Genomic DNA, 22,328 nt, shown 5'->3' with positions numbered 1-22,328 from the left:
GCCGGGCGCGCCGAGGTCACCCTCGACGCGGGCTCGCGCCCCGCCGCCCTGCCGCTGACCGCCACCGCGGCCCAGCTGATGGAGGCGGGCGACACCGCGGTCGAACCGCGCGCCGTGCTGCTCGACGTGCCCGTCGACTGCTCCGACGACGCGGTCGCCGAGGTCGTCCACGCCGTGATGAACCAGCATCCGATGCTGTGGGCGGTGCTCGACCGCAGCGGCAGCGAACCGGTGCTGGTGATCCCGTCGCAGGACGAGCGCACCGGCGACGCCTTCCGCAGGCTCGACGCCACCGACGGCGAGTCCTCGCTACCGGTCGACGACATCGTCGCCGCGGCCGCCGCCGCGCTCGACCCGGACGAGGGCCGCAATATCCACTTCGTGCTCACCGGCGACGGCGAACACAACTCCACCCTGGTCGTGGTCGCGAACAGTCTCGTCCTCGACGAGCCGTCCTGGCGCTCGGTCGTCGACCAGCTGACCACGGCGTGGAGCCGCGGCCGCCACGCCGCGCCCGCCGCGCCCGACGCAGGCCTCGGCGACCTGGTGCGCAGGCTCGCCGAATACCCGTCCTCGGCCCGCGCCCGCGCCGAACGCGAGTACTGGCATCGCGCGATCCGGTCCCGGGCAGGCGAAACCGCCGATCTGCGCCAGCGCCACCGGGTCTCGCTGAGCATCACCGGCGAGGGCACCGCCGCCGTCACCACCGTCGCCGACGCCTACCGCGCGACCGTGGACGAGGTGTTGCTCACCGCCGCCGCGCTCGCGCTGCACACCGCCGCCGACACCGCCGTCGCGCGGGTCATCGGCAGCGTGGTCCGCCTGCGCGCCGACCAGCGCGTGCTCGGCAGGCCCGACGCCGAGAGCGTGGTGGGTGGTTTCACCACCGACTACCCGCTGGTGTTGCGCCTGGACGGGGTCGACATCGCCGATGCGCTGGTGGGCGGGCCCGCCGCCGGAGCCGCGCTGGCCCAGATCAAGGAACTGCGCCGCAGCGTGCCCGCGCACGGTGCGGGTTTCGGCCTGCTGCGCTACCTCGACGTCGAGACCGCCGACAGCGTGCGCTCGCTCGACCGCGGCCGGTTCGCGGTGCGCTTCCGGGACCTGCGCCCGGCCCGGGTGCACACCGACCTCGCCGCCGACGATCTGGCGCTGGTGCTCACCGTCGACGCCACCGACGACGGCATGGTCGCTCGCTTCGACTACGCCGGCGCGCTGCTCACCGCCGACGCGGTCAAGACCTTCGCCGAGCACTGGATCCGCGCGCTCGGCGGCCTCGCCGAGCACGGATTACGGCCCGGCGCCGGCGGATTCACGCCGTCGGACTTCCCGCTGGTGCGCCTGGGCCAGACCGAACTCGGCCGGCTGGTGCGGCGCTACCCGCTGCTCAGCGATATCTGGCCGGTGACCCCGCTCCAGTCGGGCATGCTGTTCCACGCGCTGCTCGCGGAGAACTCGGTCGACCCCTACATCACCCAGTTCGTGCTCGACCTGGACCCGGCCGTGGACGACGAGCGGCTGCACCAGGCCGCCCAGACCGTGCTCGACCGCCACGACAACCTGCGCGTCGCCTTCGCCACCGACGCCGCGGGCACCCCGCTGCAGGTGGTGCTCGACGACATCGACGTGCCGTGGCAGGTCATCGACACCGTGCCCCACGGCGTCGACCCCGAGGGCACTGCGTGGTCACGCTCCGCTACCGCCGCCGGGCCCGCCGGTCTCGACGCGGCGGCCGCCGCCTATCAGCGGATCAAGGCCGCCGACCTGAGTGCCCACTTCGACATGGCGGTCGCGCCGCTGCTGCGCTTCACGCTGGTGCGCACCCCCGAAGGCGCGCACCTGCTGGTCACCAGCCACCACATCCTGATCGACGGCTGGTCGACGCCGCTGCTGCTGCAGGAACTGCTCACGGCCTACGCGGTCGGTGGGCGGTCCCGCCGCCTGCCGAAGGTCGCGCCCTATCGCGACTACCTGGCNGGCTGGTCGACGCCGCTGCTGCTGCAGGAACTGCTCACGGCCTACGCGGTCGGTGGGCGGTCCCGCCGCCTGCCGAAGGTCGCGCCCTATCGCGACTACCTGGCCTGGCTGGCCGAACAGGATCTCGACGCCGCGCGCCAGGCCTGGCGCACCGCGCTGACCGGCCTGGCCGAGCCGACGCCGCTGGCGCCGGTCGACCAGGGCCGCGAGATCGCCACCGGGACCGGCGAAACCGGCTTCGAGCTGTCGCCGGCCGACACCGTCGCGCTGAGCACCCTCGCCGCCGGGCTCGGCGTCACGGTGAACACCGTGGTCCAGGCCGCGTGGGGCTTGCTCATCGCGCGCCTGGTCGACCGCGACGACGTGGTGTTCGGCGCCACCGTCTCCGGCAGGCCCGCCACCCTCGACGGCGTGGAACGCATGGTCGGCCTGTTCCTCAACGCCATCCCGGTGCGGGTTCGGCTGCGGCCCGGCGACACCGTCGCCGAACTGCTGCGCAGGCTGCAGGACGACCAGGCGGCCCTGCTCGATCACCACTACCTCGGCCTCGGCGAGATCCAGGAGATCGCGGGCATCGACGCGCTGTTCGACACGCTGGTCGTGTTCGAGTCGTTCCCGGTCGACCGGGAGGCCCTGGCGCAGGCCGCGTCCGGCTCCGCCGCGGTCACCGGGATGGACGCCGCCAACGGCACCCACTACCCGCTGACCGTGCAGGTCGTCGCCGACAGTCAGCTCCGGGTGTCGGTCAAGTACCTGCGCGACGTGTTCGGCGAGGCCACCGCGACCGCACTGGCACAACGACTCTCGATGCTGCTGGCCCGGTTCACCGCCGCGCCGGAGAGCCGGATCGCCGAGATCGACGTGCTGCTGGCCGAGGAGCGTGCCGTCCTGTCGGCCGCCAACGCCACCGACGCGCCGGAACTGCTCGACGAGGCGACGCTGCTGTCGCTGTTCGACGCGCAGGTCGCGAAGACGCCGGACGCCGTCGCCTTCGTCGACGGCGAAACCTCGCTCACCTATGCCGAATTCGACGCGAAGGCGCGGGCGCTCGCCGCCGCGCTGGACGCCCAGGGCGCCGGTCCCGACGCGCTGGTCGCCGTCGCCATGCGCCGTGGCATCGACCTGGTGACCGCGATCTACGCGGTACTGCGCACCGGCGCCGCCTACGTGCCGGTCGACCCGGATCACCCGGCCGAGCGCACCGACCGGGTGCTGGCCGCGGCCGCTCCGGTCTGCGTGCTCACCACCACCGAGACCGGATTCGGCACGGCCGCCGAGGTTTCCGTCGTCACCGTCGACACGCTGGCAGCGACGTCGGCGCCGGTGCCGCGCGCCACGGTGCGGCCGGACAACCTGGCCTACGTCATCCACACCTCCGGCTCCACCGGAACGCCCAAGGGCGTCATGCTCACCCACCGACAGCTGGTCGCCCAGTTCCGCTGGGCGCAGCGCGCCTACCCGCACGGCCCCGGCGACGTGGTCCTGCACAAGACGCCGGTCACCTTCGACATCTCGACCTGGGAACTGTTGTGGCCGTTGCAGACCGGCGCGACCGTGGTGATCGCGGCCCCGGACGGGCACCGCGACCCGGCCTATCTGGCCGGCGTGCTCGCCGAGCATGCCGTCACCACGGTGCATTTCGTGCCGTCGATGCTCGACGCGTTCCTCGCCGACCGCGCCGACAGCGGCTTCCCGGCCCTGCGCCGGGTGTTCGCCGCCGGTGAGGCGCTGTCGGGCGCGACCGCCCGGCGCTTCGCGCAGGCGCTGCCCGGCGTCGACCTGATCAACTGGTACGGCCCGGCCGAGGCGACCGTCGTCACCGCCGCGCGGGCCGATGCCGGTGCCGCCGTGAGCATTCCGATCGGCACGCCGGTGGCCAACACCCGGGTGCACGTGCTGGACCGGCAGCTGCGGCCGGTGCCGCCCGGCACCGCGGGCGAGCTGTACCTGGAGGGGGTGCAGCTGGCGCGCGGCTACCTCGGCGCCGCGGCGCTGACCGCCGAACGGTTCGTCGCCCAGGCGGGCGGCGGCAGGCTCTACCGCACCGGCGACGTGGTCCGCTGGACCGCGGAGCACGAGCTGGAATACCTGGGGCGCAGCGACTTCCAGGTGAAGCTGCGCGGCCAGCGGATCGAGCTCGGTGAGGTCGAGGCCGTGCTGCTGGATCACCCCGAGGTCAGGCACGCCGCCGTCGCGCTGGTGCACGGCCCGACCGGTGATCGGCTGGTCGGTTACGTCGTCCCGGTCGAGACGGCCGAGCAGCCGTCGGCCGCGACAACGCCGCCCGCGGCCGGATACTCCATCGAGAGCGGCGCGGGCACCACCGGACTCGACGAGGCGGCGCTGCTCGCCCACGCCAGAACCGCGCTGCCCTCGTACATGGTCCCCTCGACCCTGGTGACCTTGAAGTCGTTGCCGCTCAACGCCAGCGGCAAGCTCGACCGCAACGCGCTGCCGGTACCGGCCTTCACCACCCGGCCCTACCGGCCGCCGACGACCCCGCTACAGCGCGCGGTCGCCGAGGTGTACGCGGAGGTGCTCGGCGCGGGCAAGGTCGGCCTCGACGACGACTTCTTCGAACTCGGCGGCAACTCGCTGGTCGCCACCAAGGCGATCAGCAGGCTGCGCACCCGGGTCGGCGCCGAGGTGCGGGTGCAGTGGTTCTTCACCGACGCCACGGTCGCCGCGCTGGCCGCGCGCATCGACGCCACGCAGTCCGACACCGGCGACTACGACGTCGACTCCGACGACGCGCTCGGCGTGCTGCTGCCCATCCGCAACCGGGTGCCGCACGGCACCGAGGCGAGCGGGCCGCTGTTCTGCATCCACCCGATGTACGGCCTGGCCTGGTGCTACGCGGGCCTGACGCAGTACATCCCGGCGCGGCGGCCGATCTTCGGTCTGCAGTCGCCGGCGCTGAGCCAGGCGGGCTACCTGCCCGGCACGCTCACCGAGATGGCCCGCCGCTACGTCGCCGAGATCAAGGCGCAGCAGCCGCACGGTCCGTACCGGCTGATGGGCTGGTCGCTGGGCGGTGTGCTCGCCCACGACGTGGCCACCCAGTTGCAGGCGGCGGGGGAGCAGGTGTCGCTGCTGGTGATGCTCGATTCGCACCCCGATATCGACGTGCCCGATTTCCACACCGCGGTCCGGGACGCGCTCGCCGAGCTCGGCGTCGACCTGAGCGCGGCGCTGCCCGCCTCGGGCGTGCGTGAGCTCAGCGAGGACGGCCTGGCCGCCCTGCACGCGATCGTGCCCGCCAACATGGCCGTGCTGACCCCCGAGCGGTTGCGCCGGATCTACCGCAGCGCGGTGCGCTCGGCCGAGCTGATCGCCGAGCACCAACCCGCGGTCTTCCGGGGCAGGCTGGAGTACTTCAGCGCGCTCGGACACGAGACGGCGTCGCGGAATTGGGCGCCGTATGTCGAGGGCGAGGTCCGCGATCGGCCGGTCGCGGTGGTGCATGATCAGATGACCTCACCGGAGGCGCTCGCCGAAATCGGCCCGCGCCTGGCGGAGTTGCTGGATGTCTGCGACCGGGAGTCCGGGGCACGATGACATCGGTGATGCCGGTGAGGCATGATGTGACCGCGCTGTTGTAACGATTCCTACTGTTGTATCGCCTGGGTAACCCGTAGGGTTCTGGCGTGGTGCAACCCATTCGAAACGAAGCGAAGGTGCGAAATTGATTCGTCGGCACACCCGGCGTCGTGGCTCCCGCGCCGCGGCGATGATCGCGGCGACCGCAGTGGCCGCCGGACTGCTGTCCGGCATCGGCGCGAGCCCGGCCTCGGCTGACCCGATCATCGATTCCAAGAGCCTGCTCGCCAACCCCGTTTCCGAGGACGGCTCCAAGATCGTCAAGGCCGAGGTGAAGGACTCGCGCAGCCTGCGGCTGCACGTGTACTCCGCGGCGATGGACACCAACATCATCGTCGACGTCCAGCGCCCCGCCGACGCCTCCGTGCCGCGTCCCACCCTGTACCTGCTCAACGGTGCCGGTGGCGGCGAGGACTCCGCGTCCTGGGTCGCCAAGACCGACGCGCTGGAGTTCCTCGGCGACAAGAACGTCAACGTGATCCAGCCGATCGGTGGCGCCTGGAGCTACTACACCGACTGGATCGCCGACGACCCGGTGGTCGGCCGCAACAAGTGGAAGACCTTCTTCACCGAGGAGTTGCCCCCGCTGATCGACGGCGCGCTGGGCACCAACGGCGTGAACGCCATCGCGGGTCTGTCCACCTCGGGCACCACCGTGCTCGCGCTGCCGATCGCCAAGCCGGGCCTGTACAAGGCGGCCGCGGCCTACTCCGGGTGCGCGCAGACCTCCGACCCGGTCGGCTCGGAGTTCGTCAAGCTCACGGTCGAGACCTGGGGCGGCGGCGACACCATGAACATGTGGGGCCCGCAGGGCTCGGCGGAGTGGGTCGCCAATGATCCCTACGTGCACGCCGAGGGGCTGCGCGGGCTGGATCTCTACATCTCCACCGGCAACGGCCTGCCCGGTCCGTACGACACCCTCGACGGTCCGTACGCGCTGCCCGGCGCCTACGGTCTGGCCAACCAGATCGTCATCGGCGGCGTCATCGAGGCGGGCACCAACTTCTGCACGCACAACCTGGCCAACCGGCTCAACGAGCTGGGTATCCCGGCGACCTTCAACTTCCGTCCCAACGGCACCCACTCGTGGGGCTACTGGAAGGACGAGCTGAAGCTGTCGTGGCCGGTCCTGGCCCGCGGTCTCGGCCTGTAGGGTCGACACGTTCGACGAAGGCCGCCCCGGTATCGCCGGGGCGGTTTTCGTTTCCCGGACCGGCTCTCGACGTTTGCGAATTGTGGTTAACTTAGGTTGACTGGTCCGGCGTCGCCCGGTGGGCGCGCAGCCAGTTGTCAGTACCCGGTTCGCGGAACGGAAAGTGAGTGCATGGTCGCCGATCGCAGTGAGGCCGAACGCGCCTGCGAGCCGACCACCGCACCGGCGCGGGTCGTGCGCCGCAGGCCCAAGGACCGCAAGATCCAGATCATGCGGGCCGCCGCGCGCGCGTTCAGCGCCCGCGGCTACTACCCGGTCGGCGTGGACGAGATCGCCGCCGAGGTCGGCATCTCCGGGCCCGCCCTGTACCGGCACTTCGCCAACAAATACGCCCTGCTGGTCGCCGCCGCGGAGGAGGGCGCCCGGGGACTGCGCGATTGCGCGGCGGCCGCCGACGATCCCGCGTTGCCCCCGCGGGCCCGGCTCGACGCGCTGCTCACCGCCGTCGCCGAGCAGAACATCGACTTCCGGCGCGAGGCCGGTCTCTACCGCTGGGAACGCCGCTACCTCGAGCGCGAGGACCGCGTGCGCATCCGCGCGTTCTATCGCGAGCTCGAGGCCATGGTCGCGGCGCCGATCGCCGACCTGCACCCCGGGGAGAGCCCCGACAATGTCACCCTGCGGGCGGTCGGCGCGCTGAGTTCGCTGGCCAGCATCGCCGCGCACCGCACCACGCTCTCGCACTCGCGCATCCTCGCGCTGCAACTGGACATGGCCTGGGCGATCGTGCGGGCCGAGCTGCCGCCGGCGCCCGCCGCCGCCGAGCCGGACAAGCAGAATCGCGGGCTGCCGGTGACGTCGAAACGCGAACAGCTGCTCACCGAGGCGATCAAGATCTTCGGCCGTAACGGCTACCACGAGTCGGGCATCGAGGAGATCGGCGCCGCTGTCGGCATCAACGCCTCCAGCGTCTACCGGCACTTCGACAGCAAGGCCGACCTGCTCGCCGCCGCCTTCCACCGCACCGGCGACCGGCTCGCCGTGGCCATCGGCGAGGCGCTGGCCGAGTCCGAGAGCCGCGCCGACGCCGCACGCCTCATCGCCGACCGCTACGCCCGGCTCACCTTCGCCACGCCGGAGATCATGCCGGTCTACTACGCGGAGTTCAGCAACCTCCCGCAGGCCGAACAGCACCGGCTGCGCGCCATCCAGCGCCAGAACGTCCTGGAATGGGCCAACCTGCTCGACGGCGACCCGATCGAGGCCAGGTTCCGCGTGCACGCCGCGATCGGTCAGATCATCGATGTCGGCCGGCTGTTGCGCTTCGACTCCCGCCCCGAGCAGCTGGCCCGGCTCGGCGCGCTCACCGGCGCGGTCCTGCTCGGTGACAAGGGCGACCGGGACGACGCCGCGACCTAGCCGCGGCCGTGCCGCAGCCGGAACAGGGCGCGCGCCGTATGCAGATGCCCGGGGTGACGATCGAAGGTCGATAGTCGGATCGGGGCCCGGTAGCGCCTGCGTGCGATCGACATCGTGCGGCTGAACTCGCGCAGACCCTGCTGGCCGTGGCTGTGGCCCTGCCCGTACTCGCCGACGCCGCCGAACGGCAGCGCCGGGATGCCGGTGAAGGCGGTCGAGGAATTGACCGTCACCACGCCGACCCTGAGCTGCTCGGCGATGAACTCCGCGCTGGGGATATCGCGCGTGAAGACGGTGACGGCGATGCCGTTGCCCGCCGCGTTCACCCTGGTCACCGCGTCGGCCAGGTCGGCGACGCGGTTCACCACCAGCACCGGGCCGGTGCCCTCTCCGGTGATCGCGATGCTCTCCTCCGGCACCTCGGACAGCACGATCGGTTCCACATAGGGGTCGCGGAAGGAATCGAGTCCGCCCAGGACCGCGTGCCCGCCGCGCGCGATGGCGTCGCGAACCTGCCTGCGCACCACGTCGACCTGGGCGGCGTTGATCATCGGGCCGTAGGCGGCGCGGTTGTCGGCGCCGGGGCGCAGCTTCGCCGCGCGCTCGGCCACCCTGGCCAGGAAGTCGTCGAAGACCGAGTCGGCGACATAACAGCGCTGGATCCCCGACGCGTTCTGCCCGGCGTTGGCCATCGCGCCGAACACCGCGGCCTCGGCCGCCGCGTCGAGCACGGCGTCGACGTGCACGATCATGCTGCCCTTGCCGCTGTGCTCGAGCACGACCGGTGTCAGCGTCTGCGCGCACAGCGCGATCACCTCGCGCCCGGCCGCCTCCGGTCCGGCGTAGGCGATCTTGTCGACGCCGGACTTGCACAGCGCGGTCGCGGTGCGCCCGTCACCGGTGACGGCCTGCAGCACCGGCTGATCGGGCGACACCGCGGCCCAGCTCGCGGCCAGCCAGGTGCCGACGCCGGTGGTCAGCTCGTGCGGGTGGAACACCACCGCGTTGCCCGCGGCCATGGCGTAGGCGATCGACCCCATCGGCGTGAACACCGGGTTGTTCCAGGCGCCGAGCACCCCGACCACCCCGAGGGGCAGATACCCGACCGAGGCGTGCTGATTGCGCGTGAACCAGCCGGTCGCCAGGCGCTTTCGGCCCAGCGTCCGCTCGGCGTTGCGGGCTGCCCAGTCCAGGTTCTCCACCGCGAGCATCACCTCGAGCGCGGCGTCGGCCTCCGGCTTGCCCGTCTCGGCACGCAGGATCTCCACCAATTCGCCGGTGTGCCTGGCGATATGCGCGCGCCAGTCCAGCAGCAGGCGCTTGCGGCCCGCGAATCCCAGTTCGCCCCACCAGTTCTGGGTGGCGCGGGCGGTGCGCACCGCGCGGGTGACCTCGGCCGGGCCGTGCACGGGATACCGCGCGAGCTCTTCGCCGGTGCGCGGGTCGAACGACGTCAGCGCGTCGGATCGGCCCGTCGGCGCGGCGGCGCCTGCCGGTGCTGAGTCGCCCATTGTCACCTCTCACGAGATCGAACACGCCCGCGCGCGGGCCGGTGAGACGAGTGTTTCCCCGCCGCCAGCGTATGGGCGGCCGAGCGTGCCGACAAGGTCAGCGCACTGCCCTTCCACTGCCCTGGTGAGCAAGACCACTCCCGGCGCGCGAAACCGGCCGGGTCCACGCAGTCCCGACCCGGAAAAGCGCCGGACCGGTAACATCGCGCCGAACGGTATGGATCACCTACCGGGAAGCAAATTCCGCGTGCGCTCGTCCGGTCAGGGCGCCGCACCCGGCCGATGGTGGAGAGTTGATGCCGAGTTCGATCTCAGTGGATTCGCCCGCAGGTGGCGTCGCGTCGCGCGGCGGTGAGCCCGCGGTGCTGGTGTCCGATGTGCGCAAGTCCTTCGGCGATGTGCACGCGTTGCAGGGCATCAGTTTCCAGGCCGAGAAGGCCAGCGTCCTGGGCATCCTCGGACCCAACGGCGCGGGGAAGACGACCACGGTCAAGATCCTGTCGACGCTGCTGCGCCCCGACTCCGGCACCGCCGTCGTCGCCGGGCACGACGTGCTCACCGACAGCGCGGGCGTGCGCCGCTCGATCATGATGACCGGCCAGTACGCCGCCCTCGACGAGAACCTCTCCGGCCGGGAGAACCTCGAGCTGTTCGGCAGGCTGATGGGCCTGGCCAAGTCGGCCGCCCGCAAACGCGCGGACACCCTGCTCGAGGAATTCGACCTGGTGAGCGCGGGCAAGCGCGCCGTGCGCAACTACTCCGGCGGTATGCGCCGCCGCGTCGACATCGCCTGCGGGCTGGTCGTGCGGCCCGAGGTGGTGTTCCTCGACGAGCCGACCACCGGCCTGGACCCGCGCAGCAGGCAGGGCGTGTGGGACCTGGTCACCGCGCTCAAGAACCAGGGCATCACGGTCCTGCTGACCACGCAGTACCTCGAAGAGGCCGACGTGCTCAGCGACAACATCATCGTGATCGACAAGGGCACCGTCATCGCGGAGGGCACCGCCGATCAGCTCAAGGCCCGCACCGGCGGCAGCTTCTGCGAGATCGTCCCGCTCGACGTGAGCCGGATCCCGGCGACCGTGCAGGCCCTCGGTGACCTGGTCCCGGCCGCCGTCGCCGCCGAGATCGACGGCGCCGACAAGCTGTCCATCCCGGCCCCCGAAGGCGCGGCCACCCTCGCCGAGGCGCTGCGCAGGCTCGACAACGCCGGCATCGACCTGGCCGACATCGCGCTGCGCAGGCCCTCGCTCGACGACGTGTTCCTGTCGATCACCGGCCATTCGGGCGGCCACTAGTGAGTGTGTCCGCTCCCGCGGCGAGCACACTGTTCGCCGAGCTACCCGAGGTGCGACCGAGCAGCTTCGCGCAGTGGCGCGCGCTGACCGGGCGCATCGTTCGCACCATGGCCACCAAGGGCGAGCTGGTCGTCGCCGTGCTCACCCCGCTGGTCGTCACCGTCGCCTTCTATCTGCCGCTGCGGTACGTGATGAAGGTGCAGGGCATCGACTACGCGCAGTACGTCATGCCCATCGTGGTGCTGCAGACCATGGCGATGACGATGATGTCGAACGCGCAGCTGGCGGCGTTCGAGGCGCTCACCGGTCTGAGCACACGATTGCAGACCATGCCGATCGGCTCGCTGGTTCCACTGATGTCGCGGATCTGCGCCGGTCTGGTGCGGTCGGTGGTGTCGCTGATCGCGACCGTCGGCTACGGCTACCTGATCGGCTTCCGGTTCACCGGCGGCTGGCTGCAGGCGCTGGCCTTCTGCGGGTTCGCGCTGGCCGTTGGCATCGTGCTCACGCTCGGCGCCGACGCGCTGGGCAGCCTCACCAAGAACCCCGAGGCGCTCAGCCAGGCGCTCACCCTGCCGATCCTGATCTTCGGCATGATGTCGACCGGGTTCGTGCCCGAGGCCAGCTTCCCGGCCTGGGTGCGGCCGTTCGCGCGCAACCAGCCGATCTCGCAGTTCGCGCACACCCTCAGCGATATGGCCGCCGGTCACCTGAGCTGGGCAGGCACCTGGGTGTCGCTGGTGTGGCTGGGCGGACTGGCGATCCTGTTCCTCCCACTGGCGGTGTGGGCGAGTGTGAGGCGATCATGACAACAATGGATACGACCGAACGGATCCAACCGCCCGAGTCCGTGGCGGCCACCGCCGCCGAGCTGCCCGTGGTGCACGCCAAGCCGGAAGGCTCGGTCTCGGTGTGGTTCACCCACAGCCTGATCCAGTGCAAACGGCTGCTGATGGTGTGGCTGCGCGACCCGTCGACCACCATCCAGACCATCGCCTATCCGGCGGTGACGCTGCTGATGTTCCGCATCGTGCTCGGGGATTCGATCACCGCGGCCACCGGCATCCCGAGCATCTACGGCCAGGCCGCGCTGCTGACCCTGGTCGCGGCCATGACCGGCGCGGTGGTGAGCGCGCTCGGCTTCAAACGCGAGAAGGCGGCGGGCCTGCTCAGCCGCTTCTACACGATGCCGCTGAACAAGGCCTCGCTGCTGACCGGCAGGTTGCTGGCCGAGGCGTTGCGCATCCTGATCACCACGATCATCGTGCTGCTCGTCGCGGTGCCGCTGGGCTTCCTGTTCATGGAGGACCCGCTCACCAATATCGCGCTGATCTTCGTGCCGGTGCTGTTCGGCCTCGGTTTCGCGGTGATGGTGACGGCCCTGGCCACGATCACCGAGGGCGTGATGCTGATCAGCCTGATCGGCATCCTCAACACCCTGCTGATGTTCTTCAACACCGGCTTCGTCCCGGTCTTCGCCTACCCGACCTGGTTGCAGGACGTGGTCGCCAACCAGCCGATGAGCTGCGCGATCGACGCGATGAAGGGGCTGTCCTACGGCGGCCCGGTCGCCGAGCCGCTGCTGAAGACGGTGGCGTGGACCGTGGGCATGATCGCGGTCTTCGCCTACCCGGCGATCGTGGGCTACAAGAAGGCCGCCGAGACCTCGTAGGTCCTTCCGGCAGCGAGCGGCACGTGGGTCAGCCCACGTGCCGTTCTTCGTTCGCGGGGGCGAACGGGTAGTCGAGCCAGCGATCGCGGTTGGTCCAGCCGACCAGGTCGTAGCGCCAGCGGAACGGCCAGGTGTGGGCGACGGTGTTGAACAGCACGGCGCCGAGCGCGGTGTAGTCGGCGTGGGCCGAGAGCAGGGCCCGCTGACCGCGTTCGGATTCGGTGAAGAACGCCTCGAACATGGCGATCGACTGGTCGGTGGTGAGCCGGCCCAGACCCCACAATCCGCGCATCCGCATCCAGTACACCGCCCGTGCCTGCCACGGCCACAGCGCGGCGATGGGGTCGCGGCCCTGCTGAACGGCATCGATCGCGGTGTCGATGAGGGCGAGCGAGTCGGCCACCGAGTAGCCGGTGCACGGGTGCATCATTCCGCCGCGCGAACCGAACGGCACGGCGACCGCGGTGCCCTTCTTCGGCGGCGCCTGGTCCAGCGGATAGTGCGCGGCCTCGTGCGGCTCGTCGCCGGTGAGCCGGATGCCGTGCGCCGCGAGCCTGCGCAGCGTTCGCTTGCGGAGCTCGTGCTGCGGCATCCCGCCGCGTAAGCCCAGGCTGGTCTCCTCGAAGATCACCGTCCCGTCGCCCAGCGGCACCGCGTAGAGGAACGACGGCGGCTCGTCGGGACCGGCACCGTTCTCGGGCCGCCAGTCCAGCAGCAGCCCCTCGCCGTCGGCCACCATCGGCGCCGCGGTTTCCGCGTCGACGAAGATCCCGTGTGCCGACGCCGCCCGGCGCCGCCCCAGCACGGGCAACCCGCGGGTATCGAACACGACCGCCGCGGAGAGCACCGTCCCGTCCGCGAGTTCGACTTCGTGCTGGTCGACGCGGCGCGCCCGATCCGCGAACACGGTGGCGTCATCGAGGGCCAGGGCCGCGTGCAACCCGGCTTTGGACAGCACACAGTAGGGCCGCTGGATCCGATGCTCGGTCTTGGTCCATACCGTGGGCGCCTCGATCCGCTGCGCGATCACACTCGCGGGCAGCCACGTCGGCAGCTCGTCGATCCAGCACGAGAACGTCGGCGGAAACAACCGCTCCGGCCGGGGATCCACCGCCGCCACCCGCAGCCCCGCCACCGCGGCGCGATGCGCCAACCCCCGCCCGGTCGGACCCAGCCCGACCACGCAGATATCGAATTCCCGCACAACGCTCACGCCCGCATTCAAACCGCACCGGACCGCACGGCGCAAGCACCGCTGCTCGGCTCAGTCCTCCAGGGCCAGGGCCTGGCGGACGGTGAGTCGGCCCTGCGTCTGCATCAGCGAGCGGCGGTAGATGCGTTCGGCCACGACCACGATGCCGTAGGTGGCCACCGCCATCAGGGCCAGCGAGAGGAACGGTTCCCACCAGGCGGCGGTGCCGTCGGCGAGGCGGCCCGGCATGGCGACGATGGACATGATCGGGACGTAGGAGGCGATCACCCGGGCCGTGCCGCTGAGGAAGATCCCCGCGAACAGCACGATCATGATCAGCATCGACAGGGGAGTGGCGGTGGACTGGAGGTCCTCGCTGCGGGTCGCCAGCGAGCCCGCCACCGCCCAGAGGCTGGCCAGGGCGAGGAAGCCGACCAGGAAGAAGACGATGAACCACCCTGCCGCACCGGCGATCCGGCCCAGCTGATCGGCCTGCCCGGTGGCGGCCAAGCCGATCAGTCCCGCGCCGACGAACAGGCTGAGCTGCGCGAACGCCAGTACCGCGTTACCCGCCACCTTGCCGATCAGCAATTGCCGCAACGGCATCGCGCTGGCCAGGATCTCGACGATCCGATTCTGCTTCTCCTCCACCACACTCTGCGCGATGGACATGCCGAACAGCACCGACGCCAGATAGAACAGGAACGCGAACACGAACGCCACGATCTTGGCGAGCCCGGGATCGACCCCACCCTGTTCCAGCAGCGCGTAGGTCACCCCGGCTCCGCGCGCCAGCTCTTCGAGCGACACTCCGGCAGCCTCGGCATTGCGCTGCAACGCGAGCTGCGCGGCGGCGGCGGTGATGTAGGTGGTGGCGTCGTCGTTCTCGGCGGTCTTACCGATGAGCTGCCAGCCGCCGTCCACCGGCACCAGCCCGACTTCGACGTTCTCGTCGCGCACCTGCTGCTCGACGGCGGCCCGATCCGGGAGCGGATAAGCGGTGAAGGTGATGTCGGTGTCGGCCGCGGCGGCCAGGCCACCGGCCGCCTGGACCACCGCCGCCGTCTCCGGCCCGGTGACGGCGACCTCGATCTTGTCGGGTCTGCTGCTGACGAACCCGCTCACGGCCAGCGACGCCACGATGGCCACGATAGTGATCACCGTCGAGATGACGAAGTTGCGATCACGCAGCTTCACCACGATCTCCCTGGCGGCGACGATCCGCCACACGCCCCGCGACGCGGAGGTACTCACGCCGTCACCTCCCGGTAGATCTCGGCCACCGTCGGCCGCAGTTCGGCGAATTCGCGCACCGACCCCCGCGCCAGCGCCTCGGCGAGCACCGCGTCGGTACTCGCCCCGGCCAGCTCGATGACCGCCGCCGATCCGTTCGTCTCGACCACCCGCACCCCCGCGAACTCCCGCAACCACCCCGGGTCACCATCGGTGACCAGCCGATATCGCGCCGCGCTCGTCGCCCGCAGCGCCGCCACCGTGCCCTGCCCGACGACCCGCCCGGCGGCGAGGATCACCAGCTGATCGCACAACCGCTCGACCAGATCCAGCTGATGCGAGGAGAACAGCACCGGCACCCCCTGCTGGGCGTACTCGCGCAGCAGTTCGGCCATGGAATCGACGGCGACCGGATCGAGCCCGGAGAACGGCTCGTCCAGGATCAGGGCGGTCGGCTGCGCGATCACCGCCGCCGCGATCTGCACCCGCTGCTGGTTGCCCAGCGACAGCGACTCGAGCTTGTCCTTGCTCCTGGCCCCGAGACCGAAGCGTTCCAGCAGTTCGGTGGCCCGCGCCTTCGCCTCGGCCGCGCTCAGTCCGCGCAGCCTGGCCAGGTAGACGAGCTGATCGAACACCGGCTGTTTCGGGTACAGCCCGCGCTCCTCCGGCATGTATCCGAACGAGCGGCGATCGAGCGCGGTCACCGCCCGCCCGTCCCATCTGACCTCGCCGCCGTGCACGGCCAGCACCCCCATGATCATCCGCATGGTGGTGGTCTTGCCCGCCCCGTTCCCCCCGACGAAGCCGGTCAGCGCCCCCGGCGGCACGGCGAAGGACACCTCGTCGACCGCCACGTTGTCGCCGAAGCGCCGGACCAGTCGCGCGACTTCCAACATCGAACTCCCCGTCTGTTGTCGTCTCGCCACAACCGTACCGATCCAACGCTTTTCAGGGCCCGATGTTCAGCTCAGCGCGGCGTGACCCAGGTGGTGATGTCGGCGTGCACGACTTCGATGCCGTCCTTGTCGTAGATCGACACGGGGACGGTGAGTTCGGTGCCCTCGGTGATCGCGTCGAAGTCGGGGATCTCGGTCAGCCGGGCGACCGCGCGCAGTCCGGACTCGGCCTTGGCCAGGTACTGCACGTTCATCGACTTGGGAATCCAGCGATGAGTGGTGGGCACGGTGGCCTCGCTGAGCATGCCCATCGCGACCTCGGCGAGGTTGCAGGCCGCGATCGCGTGGAAGGTGCCCAGGTGGTTGTGGATGCCGAACCACTTGGGCGAGGTCACCTCGCAGACGCCGGGCTCGAGCCGCACGACCTGGGGCAGCACCGTGCCGAAGTAGGGCACCCGAGCGACCATGCCGAGCGAGAACAGCGTGTGCCCGAGTCGGTTGTCGGGCAGTTTCTTCCAGCCGCGGTACGTCGCGGTTTCCTGTGCCATGCCCGTATCTTACTCAAAAGTAAGGTAGCGCGGAACCCTCTGCTGACCAGCGGTAGCGTCGTGCCAGCTACCATGGGTCGGTACAGCTCAGCCGGCGGTGCGGTCCAGGTAGATGGCCCTGTTGGGGCGTGATCGATACCTCAGGACCCCCGATTTGAAGAGCGTCGTCGGCATGGTGCATACTGTTCGGGTTGCCTTGCACAGGATCATGTCTTCTCCACGGAGAAGACGGGTCGAGCGAGGCGAGCAGTAGTTTGTATCTCTCCGGCTAGCCGGTGTGGATACGTCCGGGACCACGTTCCAGGCCAAGGGTGAGCAAGTGACCAGGGCTGAAGAATGAGCGAGAAGGCGACACGCCCGACCGCGTGGGCCGGAGAACCATGACAGATGAACAGCGGCGAGGACTGGGCGGTGCCCGGTTGCGGTCTCCAAACTGAGACGTCTTCGTGTGTTCGGGCTGTGCAAATGAGGGTGGTGCAGGAGCCAGCTCCTGTGACCACGAAGGAAAGCGGAGAAAAGGACACTTAGCGTGGCGGGACAAAAGATCCGCATCAGGCTCAAGGCCTATGACCACGAGGCGATCGACGCGTCTGCGCGCAAGATCGTGGAGACGGTGACCCGCACTGGCGCCCGTGTGGTCGGGCCTGTGCCGTTGCCCACCGAGAAGAACGTGTACTGCGTCATCCGTTCGCCGCACAAGTACAAGGACTCGCGCGAACACTTCGAGATGCGTACGCACAAGCGCCTCATCGACATCCTCGACCCGACGCCGAAGACGGTCGACGCGCTCATGCGCATCGACCTGCCGGCCAGCGTCGACGTCAACATTCAGTGACGGGGACTCGAGATATGACTGACAACAAGAACCGGCCCGCAGCCGGCATCCTGGGCACCAAGCTCGGCATGACCCAGGTCTTCGACGAGAAGAACCGCGTCGTCCCGGTCACCGTCATCAAGGCGGGCCCGAACGTGGTCACCCAGATCCGCACCGTGGAGCGCGACGGCTACTCGGCCGTTCAGATCGCTTTCGGCGCCATCGACCCGCGCAAGGTGAACAAGCCGACTTCCGGCCAGTTCGCCAAGGCCGGTGTCACCCCGCGCCGCCACGTCACCGAGATCCGCGTCGCGGATGCCTCCACCTTCGAGGTCGGCCAGGAGCTCTCCGCCGATGTCTTCGAAGAGGGCACCTACGTCGACGTGACCGGTATCAGCAAGGGCAAGGGCTTCGCCGGCACCATGAAGCGCCACGGCTTCAAGGGCCAGGGCGCCTCGCACGGTGCGCAGGCTGTGCACCGTCGCCCGGGCTCGATCGGTGGCTGCGCCACTCCCGGCCGCGTGTTCAAGGGCATGCGTATGTCGGGCCGTATGGGTAACGACCGCGTCACCACGCAGAACCTCTCGGTTCACAAGGTCGACGCCGAGAACGGCCTGCTCCTGGTCAAGGGTGCCATCCCGGGCCGCAAGGGCAACGTCGTGATCGTCAAGAGCGCCGTGAAGGGTGGTGCGCACGCATGACCAGCCTCGACAAGAAGGCCAACCTGACGCTGACCGTGAAGGCCGCAGGCGGCAAGACCGAAGGCACCGTCGAACTCCCCGCGGAGATCTTCGACGTGACCGCCAACGTCGCGCTGATGCACCAGGTCGTCATCGCGCAGCTGGCCGCCGCTCGCCAGGGCACCCACGCCACGAAGACTCGTGGTCAGGTCTCCGGTGGTGGCAAGAAGCCGTACCGCCAGAAGGGCACCGGCCGCGCCCGCCAGGGTTCGACCCGTGCGCCGCAGTTCGCCGGCGGTGGCACCGTCCACGGCCCGCAGCCGCGTGACTACAGCCAGCGGACCCCCAAGAAGATGAAGGCCGCCGCCCTGCGTGGCGCCCTGTCCGACCGGGCCCGCAACGAGCGCATCCACGTGATCACCGAGCTGGTCGCGGGTCAGACCCCGTCGACCAAGGCCGCCAAGAGCTTCCTGTCCGAGCTGTCGGACCGCAAGAAGTTCCTGGTCGTCGTCGGTCGCGAGGACGTCGCCGCGTGGAAGAGCGTGGCGAACCTGCAGAACGTGCTGCCGATCGCCCCGGATCAGCTCAACACCTACGACGTCCTCAACAGCGACGAACTGGTGTTCAGCGTCGAGGCCCTGAACGCGTTCGTTCACGGTCCCGCCGAGGCGGCCCAGGAGGAGAGCAAGTGAGCACCATCGCCGACCCCCGCGACATCCTGCTCGCACCGGTCATCTCGGAGAAGTCCTACGGACTGATCGAGGAAGGCACCTACACCTTCCTGGTGCACCCGGATTCGAACAAGACGCAGATCAAGATCGCCGTCGAGAAGGTTTTCGGCGTCAAGGTCACCAGCGTCAACACCGCCAACCGTCAGGGCAAGCGCAAGCGGACCCGCTTCGGTTACGGCAAGCGCAAGGACACCAAGCGCGCGCTCGTGACCATCTCGGCCGACAGCAAGCCCATCGAGATCTTCGGAGGCCCGGTCGCGTAAGCGGCTGGTCATCCAGAAAGTAGAGAAGAACTCATGGCAATCCGTAAGTACAAGCCGACAACGCCGGGCCGTCGTGGCTCCAGCGTCTCGGACTTCGCCGAGATCACCCGGTCGACGCCGGAGAAGTCGCTGCTGCGCCCGCTCACCAAGTCCGGTGGTCGTAACGCGCACGGTCGCATCACCACGCGTCACCGCGGTGGCGGTCACAAGCGTGCCTACCGTGTCATCGACTTCCGTCGCCTGGACAAGGACGGCATCCCGGCCAAGGTCGCTCACATCGAGTACGACCCCAACCGCACCGCCAACATCGCACTGCTGCACTTCGCCGACGGCGAGAAGCGCTACATCATCGCGCCGAAGGGCATCCAGCAGGGCAGCCCGATCGAGTCCGGCCCCACGGCCGACATCAAGCCGGGCAACAACCTGCCGCTGCGCAACATCCCGACCGGTACCACGATCCACAACGTGGAGCTGCGTCCGGGCGGCGGCGCCAAGATGGCCCGTGCCGCAGGCATGAGCATTCAGCTGCTGGGCAAGGAGGGGCCGTACGCGACCCTGCGTATGCCCTCCGGTGAAATCCGCCGTGTCGACGTGCGCTGCCGCGCCACCGTCGGCGAGGTCGGCAACGCCGAGCAGTCGAACATCAACTGGGGCAAGGCCGGCCGTATGCGCTGGAAGGGCCGCCGTCCTACCGTCCGTGGTGTCGTCATGAACCCGGTCGACCACCCGCACGGTGGTGGTGAGGGTAAGACCTCCGGTGGTCGCCACCCGGTCTCCCCGTGGGGTCAGCCTGAGGGCCGCACCCGTAAGCCCAACCGTCCGAGCGACAAGCTCATCGTTCGCCGCCGCAAGACCGGCAAGAAGCGCTAAGGAGGAGGTAAGAAATGCCACGCAGCCTCAAGAAGGGCCCGTTCGTCGACGACCACCTCCTCGCGAAGGTGGACGTGCAGAACGAGAAGGGCACGAAGCAGGTCATCAAGACCTGGTCGCGTCGCTCGACCATCATCCCCGATTTCATCGGCCACACTTTCGCCGTCCACGACGGTCGCAAGCATGTCCCGGTGTTCGTGTCGGACAACATGGTCGGCCACAAGCTCGGTGAGTTCGCGCCGACCAGGACGTTCAAGAGCCACGTCAAGGACGACCGGAAGAGCAAGCGGCGATGACTGAAACCAACACCGAAACGGTTCAGAACCCGACTGCCCGCGCTACCGCTAAGCACGTGCGGGTCACCCCGATGAAGGCGCGTCGCGTCGTGGACCTGGTCCGCGGCAAGCGTGTCGAGGATGCCCTGGCGATCCTGAAGTTCGCGCCGCAGGCCGCGAGCGAGCCGGTCGCCAAGGTCGTGGCCAGTGCCGCGGCGAACGCCGAGAACAACCTCGGCCTCAACCCGGCCACCCTGGTCATCTCGACGGCTTTCGTCGACGAGGGTGCCACCATGAAGCGTTTCCAGCCGCGGGCCCAGGGCCGCGCGTTCCGGATTCGCAAGCGCACGAGCCACATCACCATCGAGGTCGAGAGCGTGCCCACCGCCGGCGCCACTCGTAGCCGCCGGAAGGGAGGGGCAAAGTAAATGGGACAGAAAATCAACCCCCATGGCTTCCGCCTCGGTATCACCACCGACTGGAAGTCGCGTTGGTACGCGGACAAGCAGTACGCGGAATACGTGAAGGAAGACGTTCAGATCCGCAAGCTCCTCGCCACCGGCATGGAGCGGGCAGGCATCTCGAAGGTCGAGATCGAGCGCACCCGTGATCGCGTCCGTGTGGATATCCACACCGCGCGTCCCGGCATCGTGATCGGTCGTCGTGGCGCGGAGGCCGACCGCATCCGCGCCGAGCTGGAGAAGCTCACCAAGAAGCAGGTTCAGCTGAACATCCTCGAGGTCAAGAACCCCGAGTCGGATGCGCAGCTGGTTGCTCAGGGTGTGGCCGAGCAGCTGTCCAACCGTGTGGCGTTCCGTCGCGCGATGCGTAAGGCCATCCAGTCGGCCATGCGTTCGCCGAACGTCAAGGGCATCCGCGTGCAGTGCTCGGGCCGCCTCGGTGGCGCCGAAATGTCGCGCTCGGAGTTCTACCGTGAGGGTCGCGTCCCGCTGCACACGCTGCGCGCGGACATCGACTACGGCCTCTACGAGGCCAAGACCACCTTCGGTCGCATCGGCGTGAAGGTCTGGATCTACAAGGGTGACATCGTCGGTGGTCGTCGTGAGCTGACCGCTGCCGCTGCTGCTCCGGAGCGCCCGCGTCGCGAGCGTCCGAGCCGCCCCCGTCGGTCCGGCGCCACCGGCACCACCGCGACCAGCACCGAGGTCGGGCGTGCCGCCACTGCAGTGGCGGAGGCTCCGGCAGAGAGTCAGGAGGGCTGACGCATGCTGATGCCCCGTAGGGTCAAGCACCGCAAGCAGCACCACCCGAGTCGCTCCGGCATGTCCAAGGGCGGCACCGCGGTGGCGTTCGGTGAGTACGGCATCCAGGCTCTCGAGCCCGCCTACGTCACCAACCGTCAGATCGAGTCGGCGCGTATCGCGATGACCCGCCACATCAAGCGTGGCGGCAAGATCTGGATCAACATCTACCCCGACCGCCCGCTCACCAAGAAGCCTGCCGAGACCCGCATGGGTTCCGGTAAGGGTTCGCCGGAGTGGTGGGTCGCGAACGTGAAGCCCGGTCGGGTCATGTTCGAGATGTCTTACCCGAACGAGGAGATCGCTCGTGAGGCCCTGCGCCGCGCGATGCACAAGCTCCCGATGAAGTGCAGGATCGTGACCAGGGAGGAGCAGTTCTGATGGCTACCGGAACACCGGCCGCAGAGCTCCGCGAGCTCAACGAAGAAGAGCTCGTGGCCAAACTGCGCGAGAGCAAGGAAGAGCTCTTCAACCTGCGCTTCCAGATGGCGACGGGTCAGCTCGACAACAACCGACGTCTGCGCGTCGTCCGTCATGAGATCGCGCGGATCTACACGGTCATGCGTGAGCGCGAGCTCGGCCTGGCCACGGCACCCGCTGGCAAGGGAGATGCGGCATGAGCGAGAACAAGGAAGAGCGCAACAGCCGCAAGGTACGCAGCGGCTACGTCGTCTCGGACAAGATGAACAAGACGATCGTCGTCGAGCTGGAAGACCGTCACCGGCACAAGCTCTACGGCAAGATCATTCGCACCACCTCCAAGGTGAAGGCGCATGACGAGAACGAGATCGCCGGCGTCGGCGACCGCGTTCAGCTGATGGAGACCCGCCCGCTGTCGGCCACCAAGCGCTGGCGTCTGGTCGAGGTCCTGGAGAAGGCCAAGTAAGGTCCCTCCTCGATCCATCGAGATCGTTGCAGCGAAGGCCCGTTTCCC

The 22,328-nt window shown here is 69.4% G+C and carries 22 protein-coding genes; 17 read left to right on the top strand and 5 right to left on the bottom strand.

Features of this window, described 5'->3' with window-relative positions:
* The 3 genes from V8688_RS04665 to V8688_RS04655 form a co-directional block, all read left to right on the top strand.
* Positions 1–5,535 (top strand): amino acid adenylation domain-containing protein (locus V8688_RS04665; RefSeq protein ID WP_342800239.1); only part of this gene is annotated, 5,535 nt, incomplete at its 5' end.
* A 172-nt stretch (positions 5,536–5,707) separates the two neighbouring features.
* A complete protein-coding gene (locus V8688_RS04660) occupies positions 5,708–6,730 on the top strand; it encodes an alpha/beta hydrolase family protein (RefSeq protein ID WP_218719445.1) in 1,023 nt (340 codons plus the stop codon).
* A 171-nt stretch (positions 6,731–6,901) separates the two neighbouring features.
* Positions 6,902–8,149: a TetR/AcrR family transcriptional regulator gene (locus V8688_RS04655; protein WP_218719388.1), complete on the top strand. Its 1,248-nt coding sequence runs from the start codon at positions 6,902–6,904 to the stop codon at positions 8,147–8,149.
* Here the strand turns inward: V8688_RS04655 and V8688_RS04650 are convergent.
* The gene (locus tag V8688_RS04650) at positions 8,146–9,660 is read right to left on the bottom strand and encodes an aldehyde dehydrogenase family protein (RefSeq protein ID WP_342800238.1); all 1,515 of its coding nucleotides are present in this window, start codon (positions 9,658–9,660) and stop codon (positions 8,146–8,148) included. The two genes, V8688_RS04655 and V8688_RS04650, sit on opposite strands and share 4 nt — an antisense overlap.
* Before the next feature lie 296 nt (positions 9,661–9,956).
* On the opposite strand from V8688_RS04650, the gene V8688_RS04645 reads away from it, so the two are divergent.
* The 3 genes from V8688_RS04645 to V8688_RS04635 are packed head-to-tail and all read left to right on the top strand — an operon-like array spanning position 9,957 to position 12,630.
* Positions 9,957–10,958 carry an ATP-binding cassette domain-containing protein gene (locus V8688_RS04645; RefSeq protein WP_218719390.1) on the top strand — a complete coding sequence of 334 codons (1,002 nt, stop codon included), beginning with the start codon at positions 9,957–9,959 and terminating at the stop codon, positions 10,956–10,958.
* Between the two features lie 5 nt (positions 10,959–10,963).
* Positions 10,964–11,767 carry an ABC transporter permease gene (locus V8688_RS04640; RefSeq protein WP_218719391.1) on the top strand — a complete coding sequence of 268 codons (804 nt, stop codon included), beginning with the start codon at positions 10,964–10,966 and terminating at the stop codon, positions 11,765–11,767.
* A gap of 5 nt (positions 11,768–11,772) precedes the next feature.
* Positions 11,773–12,630 carry an ABC transporter permease gene (locus V8688_RS04635; RefSeq protein ID WP_316573508.1) on the top strand — a complete coding sequence of 286 codons (858 nt, stop codon included), beginning with the start codon at positions 11,773–11,775 and terminating at the stop codon, positions 12,628–12,630.
* Between the two features lie 28 nt (positions 12,631–12,658).
* Here V8688_RS04635 and V8688_RS04630 read toward each other — a convergent pair whose 3' ends face one another.
* The 4 genes from V8688_RS04630 to V8688_RS04615 form a co-directional block, all read right to left on the bottom strand.
* The gene (locus V8688_RS04630; RefSeq protein WP_308248547.1) at positions 12,659–13,843 is read right to left on the bottom strand and encodes a lycopene cyclase family protein; all 1,185 of its coding nucleotides are present in this window, start codon (positions 13,841–13,843) and stop codon (positions 12,659–12,661) included.
* A gap of 51 nt (positions 13,844–13,894) precedes the next feature.
* The gene (locus V8688_RS04625) at positions 13,895–15,076 is read right to left on the bottom strand and encodes an ABC transporter permease (protein ID WP_308248548.1); all 1,182 of its coding nucleotides are present in this window, start codon (positions 15,074–15,076) and stop codon (positions 13,895–13,897) included.
* Positions 15,073–15,951 (bottom strand): ATP-binding cassette domain-containing protein, encoded by an 879-nt coding sequence (locus V8688_RS04620; protein ID WP_218719394.1) that lies wholly within the window; start codon positions 15,949–15,951, stop codon positions 15,073–15,075. Before V8688_RS04620 ends, V8688_RS04625 begins: the two co-directional genes overlap by 4 nt.
* A 71-nt stretch (positions 15,952–16,022) precedes the next feature.
* On the bottom strand, positions 16,023–16,499 hold the full coding sequence (locus V8688_RS04615) for a hotdog fold domain-containing protein (protein WP_218719395.1): 477 nt from the start codon (positions 16,497–16,499) through the stop codon (positions 16,023–16,025).
* Positions 16,500–17,028: 529 nt separating this feature from the next.
* Here V8688_RS04615 and rpsJ point away from each other — a divergent pair.
* From rpsJ to rpsQ, 11 genes are read left to right on the top strand one after another with little or no spacing between them, the layout of a single operon-like run.
* A complete protein-coding gene (rpsJ, locus tag V8688_RS04610) occupies positions 17,029–17,334 on the top strand; it encodes a 30S ribosomal protein S10 (protein WP_003938093.1) in 306 nt (101 codons plus the stop codon).
* Between the two features lie 14 nt (positions 17,335–17,348).
* Positions 17,349–18,014: a 50S ribosomal protein L3 gene (rplC, locus tag V8688_RS04605; protein WP_019045016.1), complete on the top strand. Its 666-nt coding sequence runs from the start codon at positions 17,349–17,351 to the stop codon at positions 18,012–18,014.
* Positions 18,011–18,685 (top strand): 50S ribosomal protein L4, encoded by a 675-nt coding sequence (rplD, locus tag V8688_RS04600; protein WP_019045017.1) that lies wholly within the window; start codon positions 18,011–18,013, stop codon positions 18,683–18,685. The genes rplC and rplD overlap by 4 nt, the downstream gene beginning before the upstream one ends.
* Positions 18,682–18,987, top strand: coding sequence for a 50S ribosomal protein L23 (gene rplW, locus V8688_RS04595; protein ID WP_019045018.1), 306 nt, complete (start codon positions 18,682–18,684; stop codon positions 18,985–18,987). The genes rplD and rplW overlap by 4 nt, the downstream gene beginning before the upstream one ends.
* Before the next feature lie 33 nt (positions 18,988–19,020).
* The gene (gene rplB, locus V8688_RS04590) at positions 19,021–19,857 is read left to right on the top strand and encodes a 50S ribosomal protein L2 (RefSeq protein WP_019045019.1); all 837 of its coding nucleotides are present in this window, start codon (positions 19,021–19,023) and stop codon (positions 19,855–19,857) included.
* Positions 19,858–19,871: 14 nt separating this feature from the next.
* The gene (rpsS, locus tag V8688_RS04585; protein ID WP_019045020.1) at positions 19,872–20,153 is read left to right on the top strand and encodes a 30S ribosomal protein S19; all 282 of its coding nucleotides are present in this window, start codon (positions 19,872–19,874) and stop codon (positions 20,151–20,153) included.
* Positions 20,150–20,560: a 50S ribosomal protein L22 gene (rplV, locus tag V8688_RS04580; RefSeq protein WP_189030373.1), complete on the top strand. Its 411-nt coding sequence runs from the start codon at positions 20,150–20,152 to the stop codon at positions 20,558–20,560. The genes rpsS and rplV overlap by 4 nt, the downstream gene beginning before the upstream one ends.
* Positions 20,561–21,355 carry a 30S ribosomal protein S3 gene (rpsC, locus tag V8688_RS04575; RefSeq protein ID WP_067982377.1) on the top strand — a complete coding sequence of 265 codons (795 nt, stop codon included), beginning with the start codon at positions 20,561–20,563 and terminating at the stop codon, positions 21,353–21,355.
* A 3-nt stretch (positions 21,356–21,358) separates the two neighbouring features.
* Complete coding sequence (gene rplP / locus V8688_RS04570; protein ID WP_019045023.1) at positions 21,359–21,775, top strand: 50S ribosomal protein L16; 417 nt, start codon at positions 21,359–21,361, stop codon at positions 21,773–21,775.
* Positions 21,775–22,014, top strand: coding sequence for a 50S ribosomal protein L29 (gene rpmC, locus V8688_RS04565; RefSeq protein WP_019045024.1), 240 nt, complete (start codon positions 21,775–21,777; stop codon positions 22,012–22,014). The genes rplP and rpmC overlap by 1 nt, the downstream gene beginning before the upstream one ends.
* The gene (gene rpsQ / locus V8688_RS04560) at positions 22,011–22,280 is read left to right on the top strand and encodes a 30S ribosomal protein S17 (RefSeq protein WP_110037226.1); all 270 of its coding nucleotides are present in this window, start codon (positions 22,011–22,013) and stop codon (positions 22,278–22,280) included. The genes rpmC and rpsQ overlap by 4 nt, the downstream gene beginning before the upstream one ends.
* Positions 22,281–22,328 lie beyond the last annotated feature (48 nt).

Origin of the sequence: Nocardia sp. No.11, from assembly GCF_038752175.1 — a bacterium.
Lineage (GTDB): Bacteria > Actinomycetota > Actinomycetes > Mycobacteriales > Mycobacteriaceae > Nocardia > Nocardia canadensis.
This window is presented reverse-complemented; position numbering and strand designations above follow the sequence as displayed.

Excerpts from the sequence above, each read along its gene's own strand:
- V8688_RS04660 (WP_218719445.1), top strand. The coding sequence starts at position 5,708 with ATGATCGCGGCGACCGCAGTGGCCGCCGGACTGCTGTCCGGCATCGGC.
- V8688_RS04655 (WP_218719388.1), top strand. The coding sequence starts at position 6,902 with ATGGTCGCCGATCGCAGTGAGGCCGAACGCGCCTGCGAGCCGACCACC.
- V8688_RS04650 (WP_342800238.1), bottom strand. The coding sequence starts at position 9,660 with ATGGGCGACTCAGCACCGGCAGGCGCCGCCGCGCCGACGGGCCGATCC.
- V8688_RS04645 (WP_218719390.1), top strand. The coding sequence starts at position 9,957 with ATGCCGAGTTCGATCTCAGTGGATTCGCCCGCAGGTGGCGTCGCGTCG.
- V8688_RS04635 (WP_316573508.1), top strand. The coding sequence starts at position 11,773 with ATGGATACGACCGAACGGATCCAACCGCCCGAGTCCGTGGCGGCCACC.
- V8688_RS04620 (WP_218719394.1), bottom strand. The coding sequence starts at position 15,951 with ATGTTGGAAGTCGCGCGACTGGTCCGGCGCTTCGGCGACAACGTGGCG.
- V8688_RS04615 (WP_218719395.1), bottom strand. The coding sequence starts at position 16,499 with ATGGCACAGGAAACCGCGACGTACCGCGGCTGGAAGAAACTGCCCGAC.
- rplC (WP_019045016.1), top strand. The coding sequence starts at position 17,349 with ATGACTGACAACAAGAACCGGCCCGCAGCCGGCATCCTGGGCACCAAG.
- rplD (WP_019045017.1), top strand. The coding sequence starts at position 18,011 with ATGACCAGCCTCGACAAGAAGGCCAACCTGACGCTGACCGTGAAGGCC.
- rplB (WP_019045019.1), top strand. The coding sequence starts at position 19,021 with ATGGCAATCCGTAAGTACAAGCCGACAACGCCGGGCCGTCGTGGCTCC.
- rpsS (WP_019045020.1), top strand. The coding sequence starts at position 19,872 with ATGCCACGCAGCCTCAAGAAGGGCCCGTTCGTCGACGACCACCTCCTC.
- rplV (WP_189030373.1), top strand. The coding sequence starts at position 20,150 with ATGACTGAAACCAACACCGAAACGGTTCAGAACCCGACTGCCCGCGCT.
- rpsC (WP_067982377.1), top strand. The coding sequence starts at position 20,561 with ATGGGACAGAAAATCAACCCCCATGGCTTCCGCCTCGGTATCACCACC.
- rplP (WP_019045023.1), top strand. The coding sequence starts at position 21,359 with ATGCTGATGCCCCGTAGGGTCAAGCACCGCAAGCAGCACCACCCGAGT.
- rpmC (WP_019045024.1), top strand. The coding sequence starts at position 21,775 with ATGGCTACCGGAACACCGGCCGCAGAGCTCCGCGAGCTCAACGAAGAA.
- rpsQ (WP_110037226.1), top strand. The coding sequence starts at position 22,011 with ATGAGCGAGAACAAGGAAGAGCGCAACAGCCGCAAGGTACGCAGCGGC.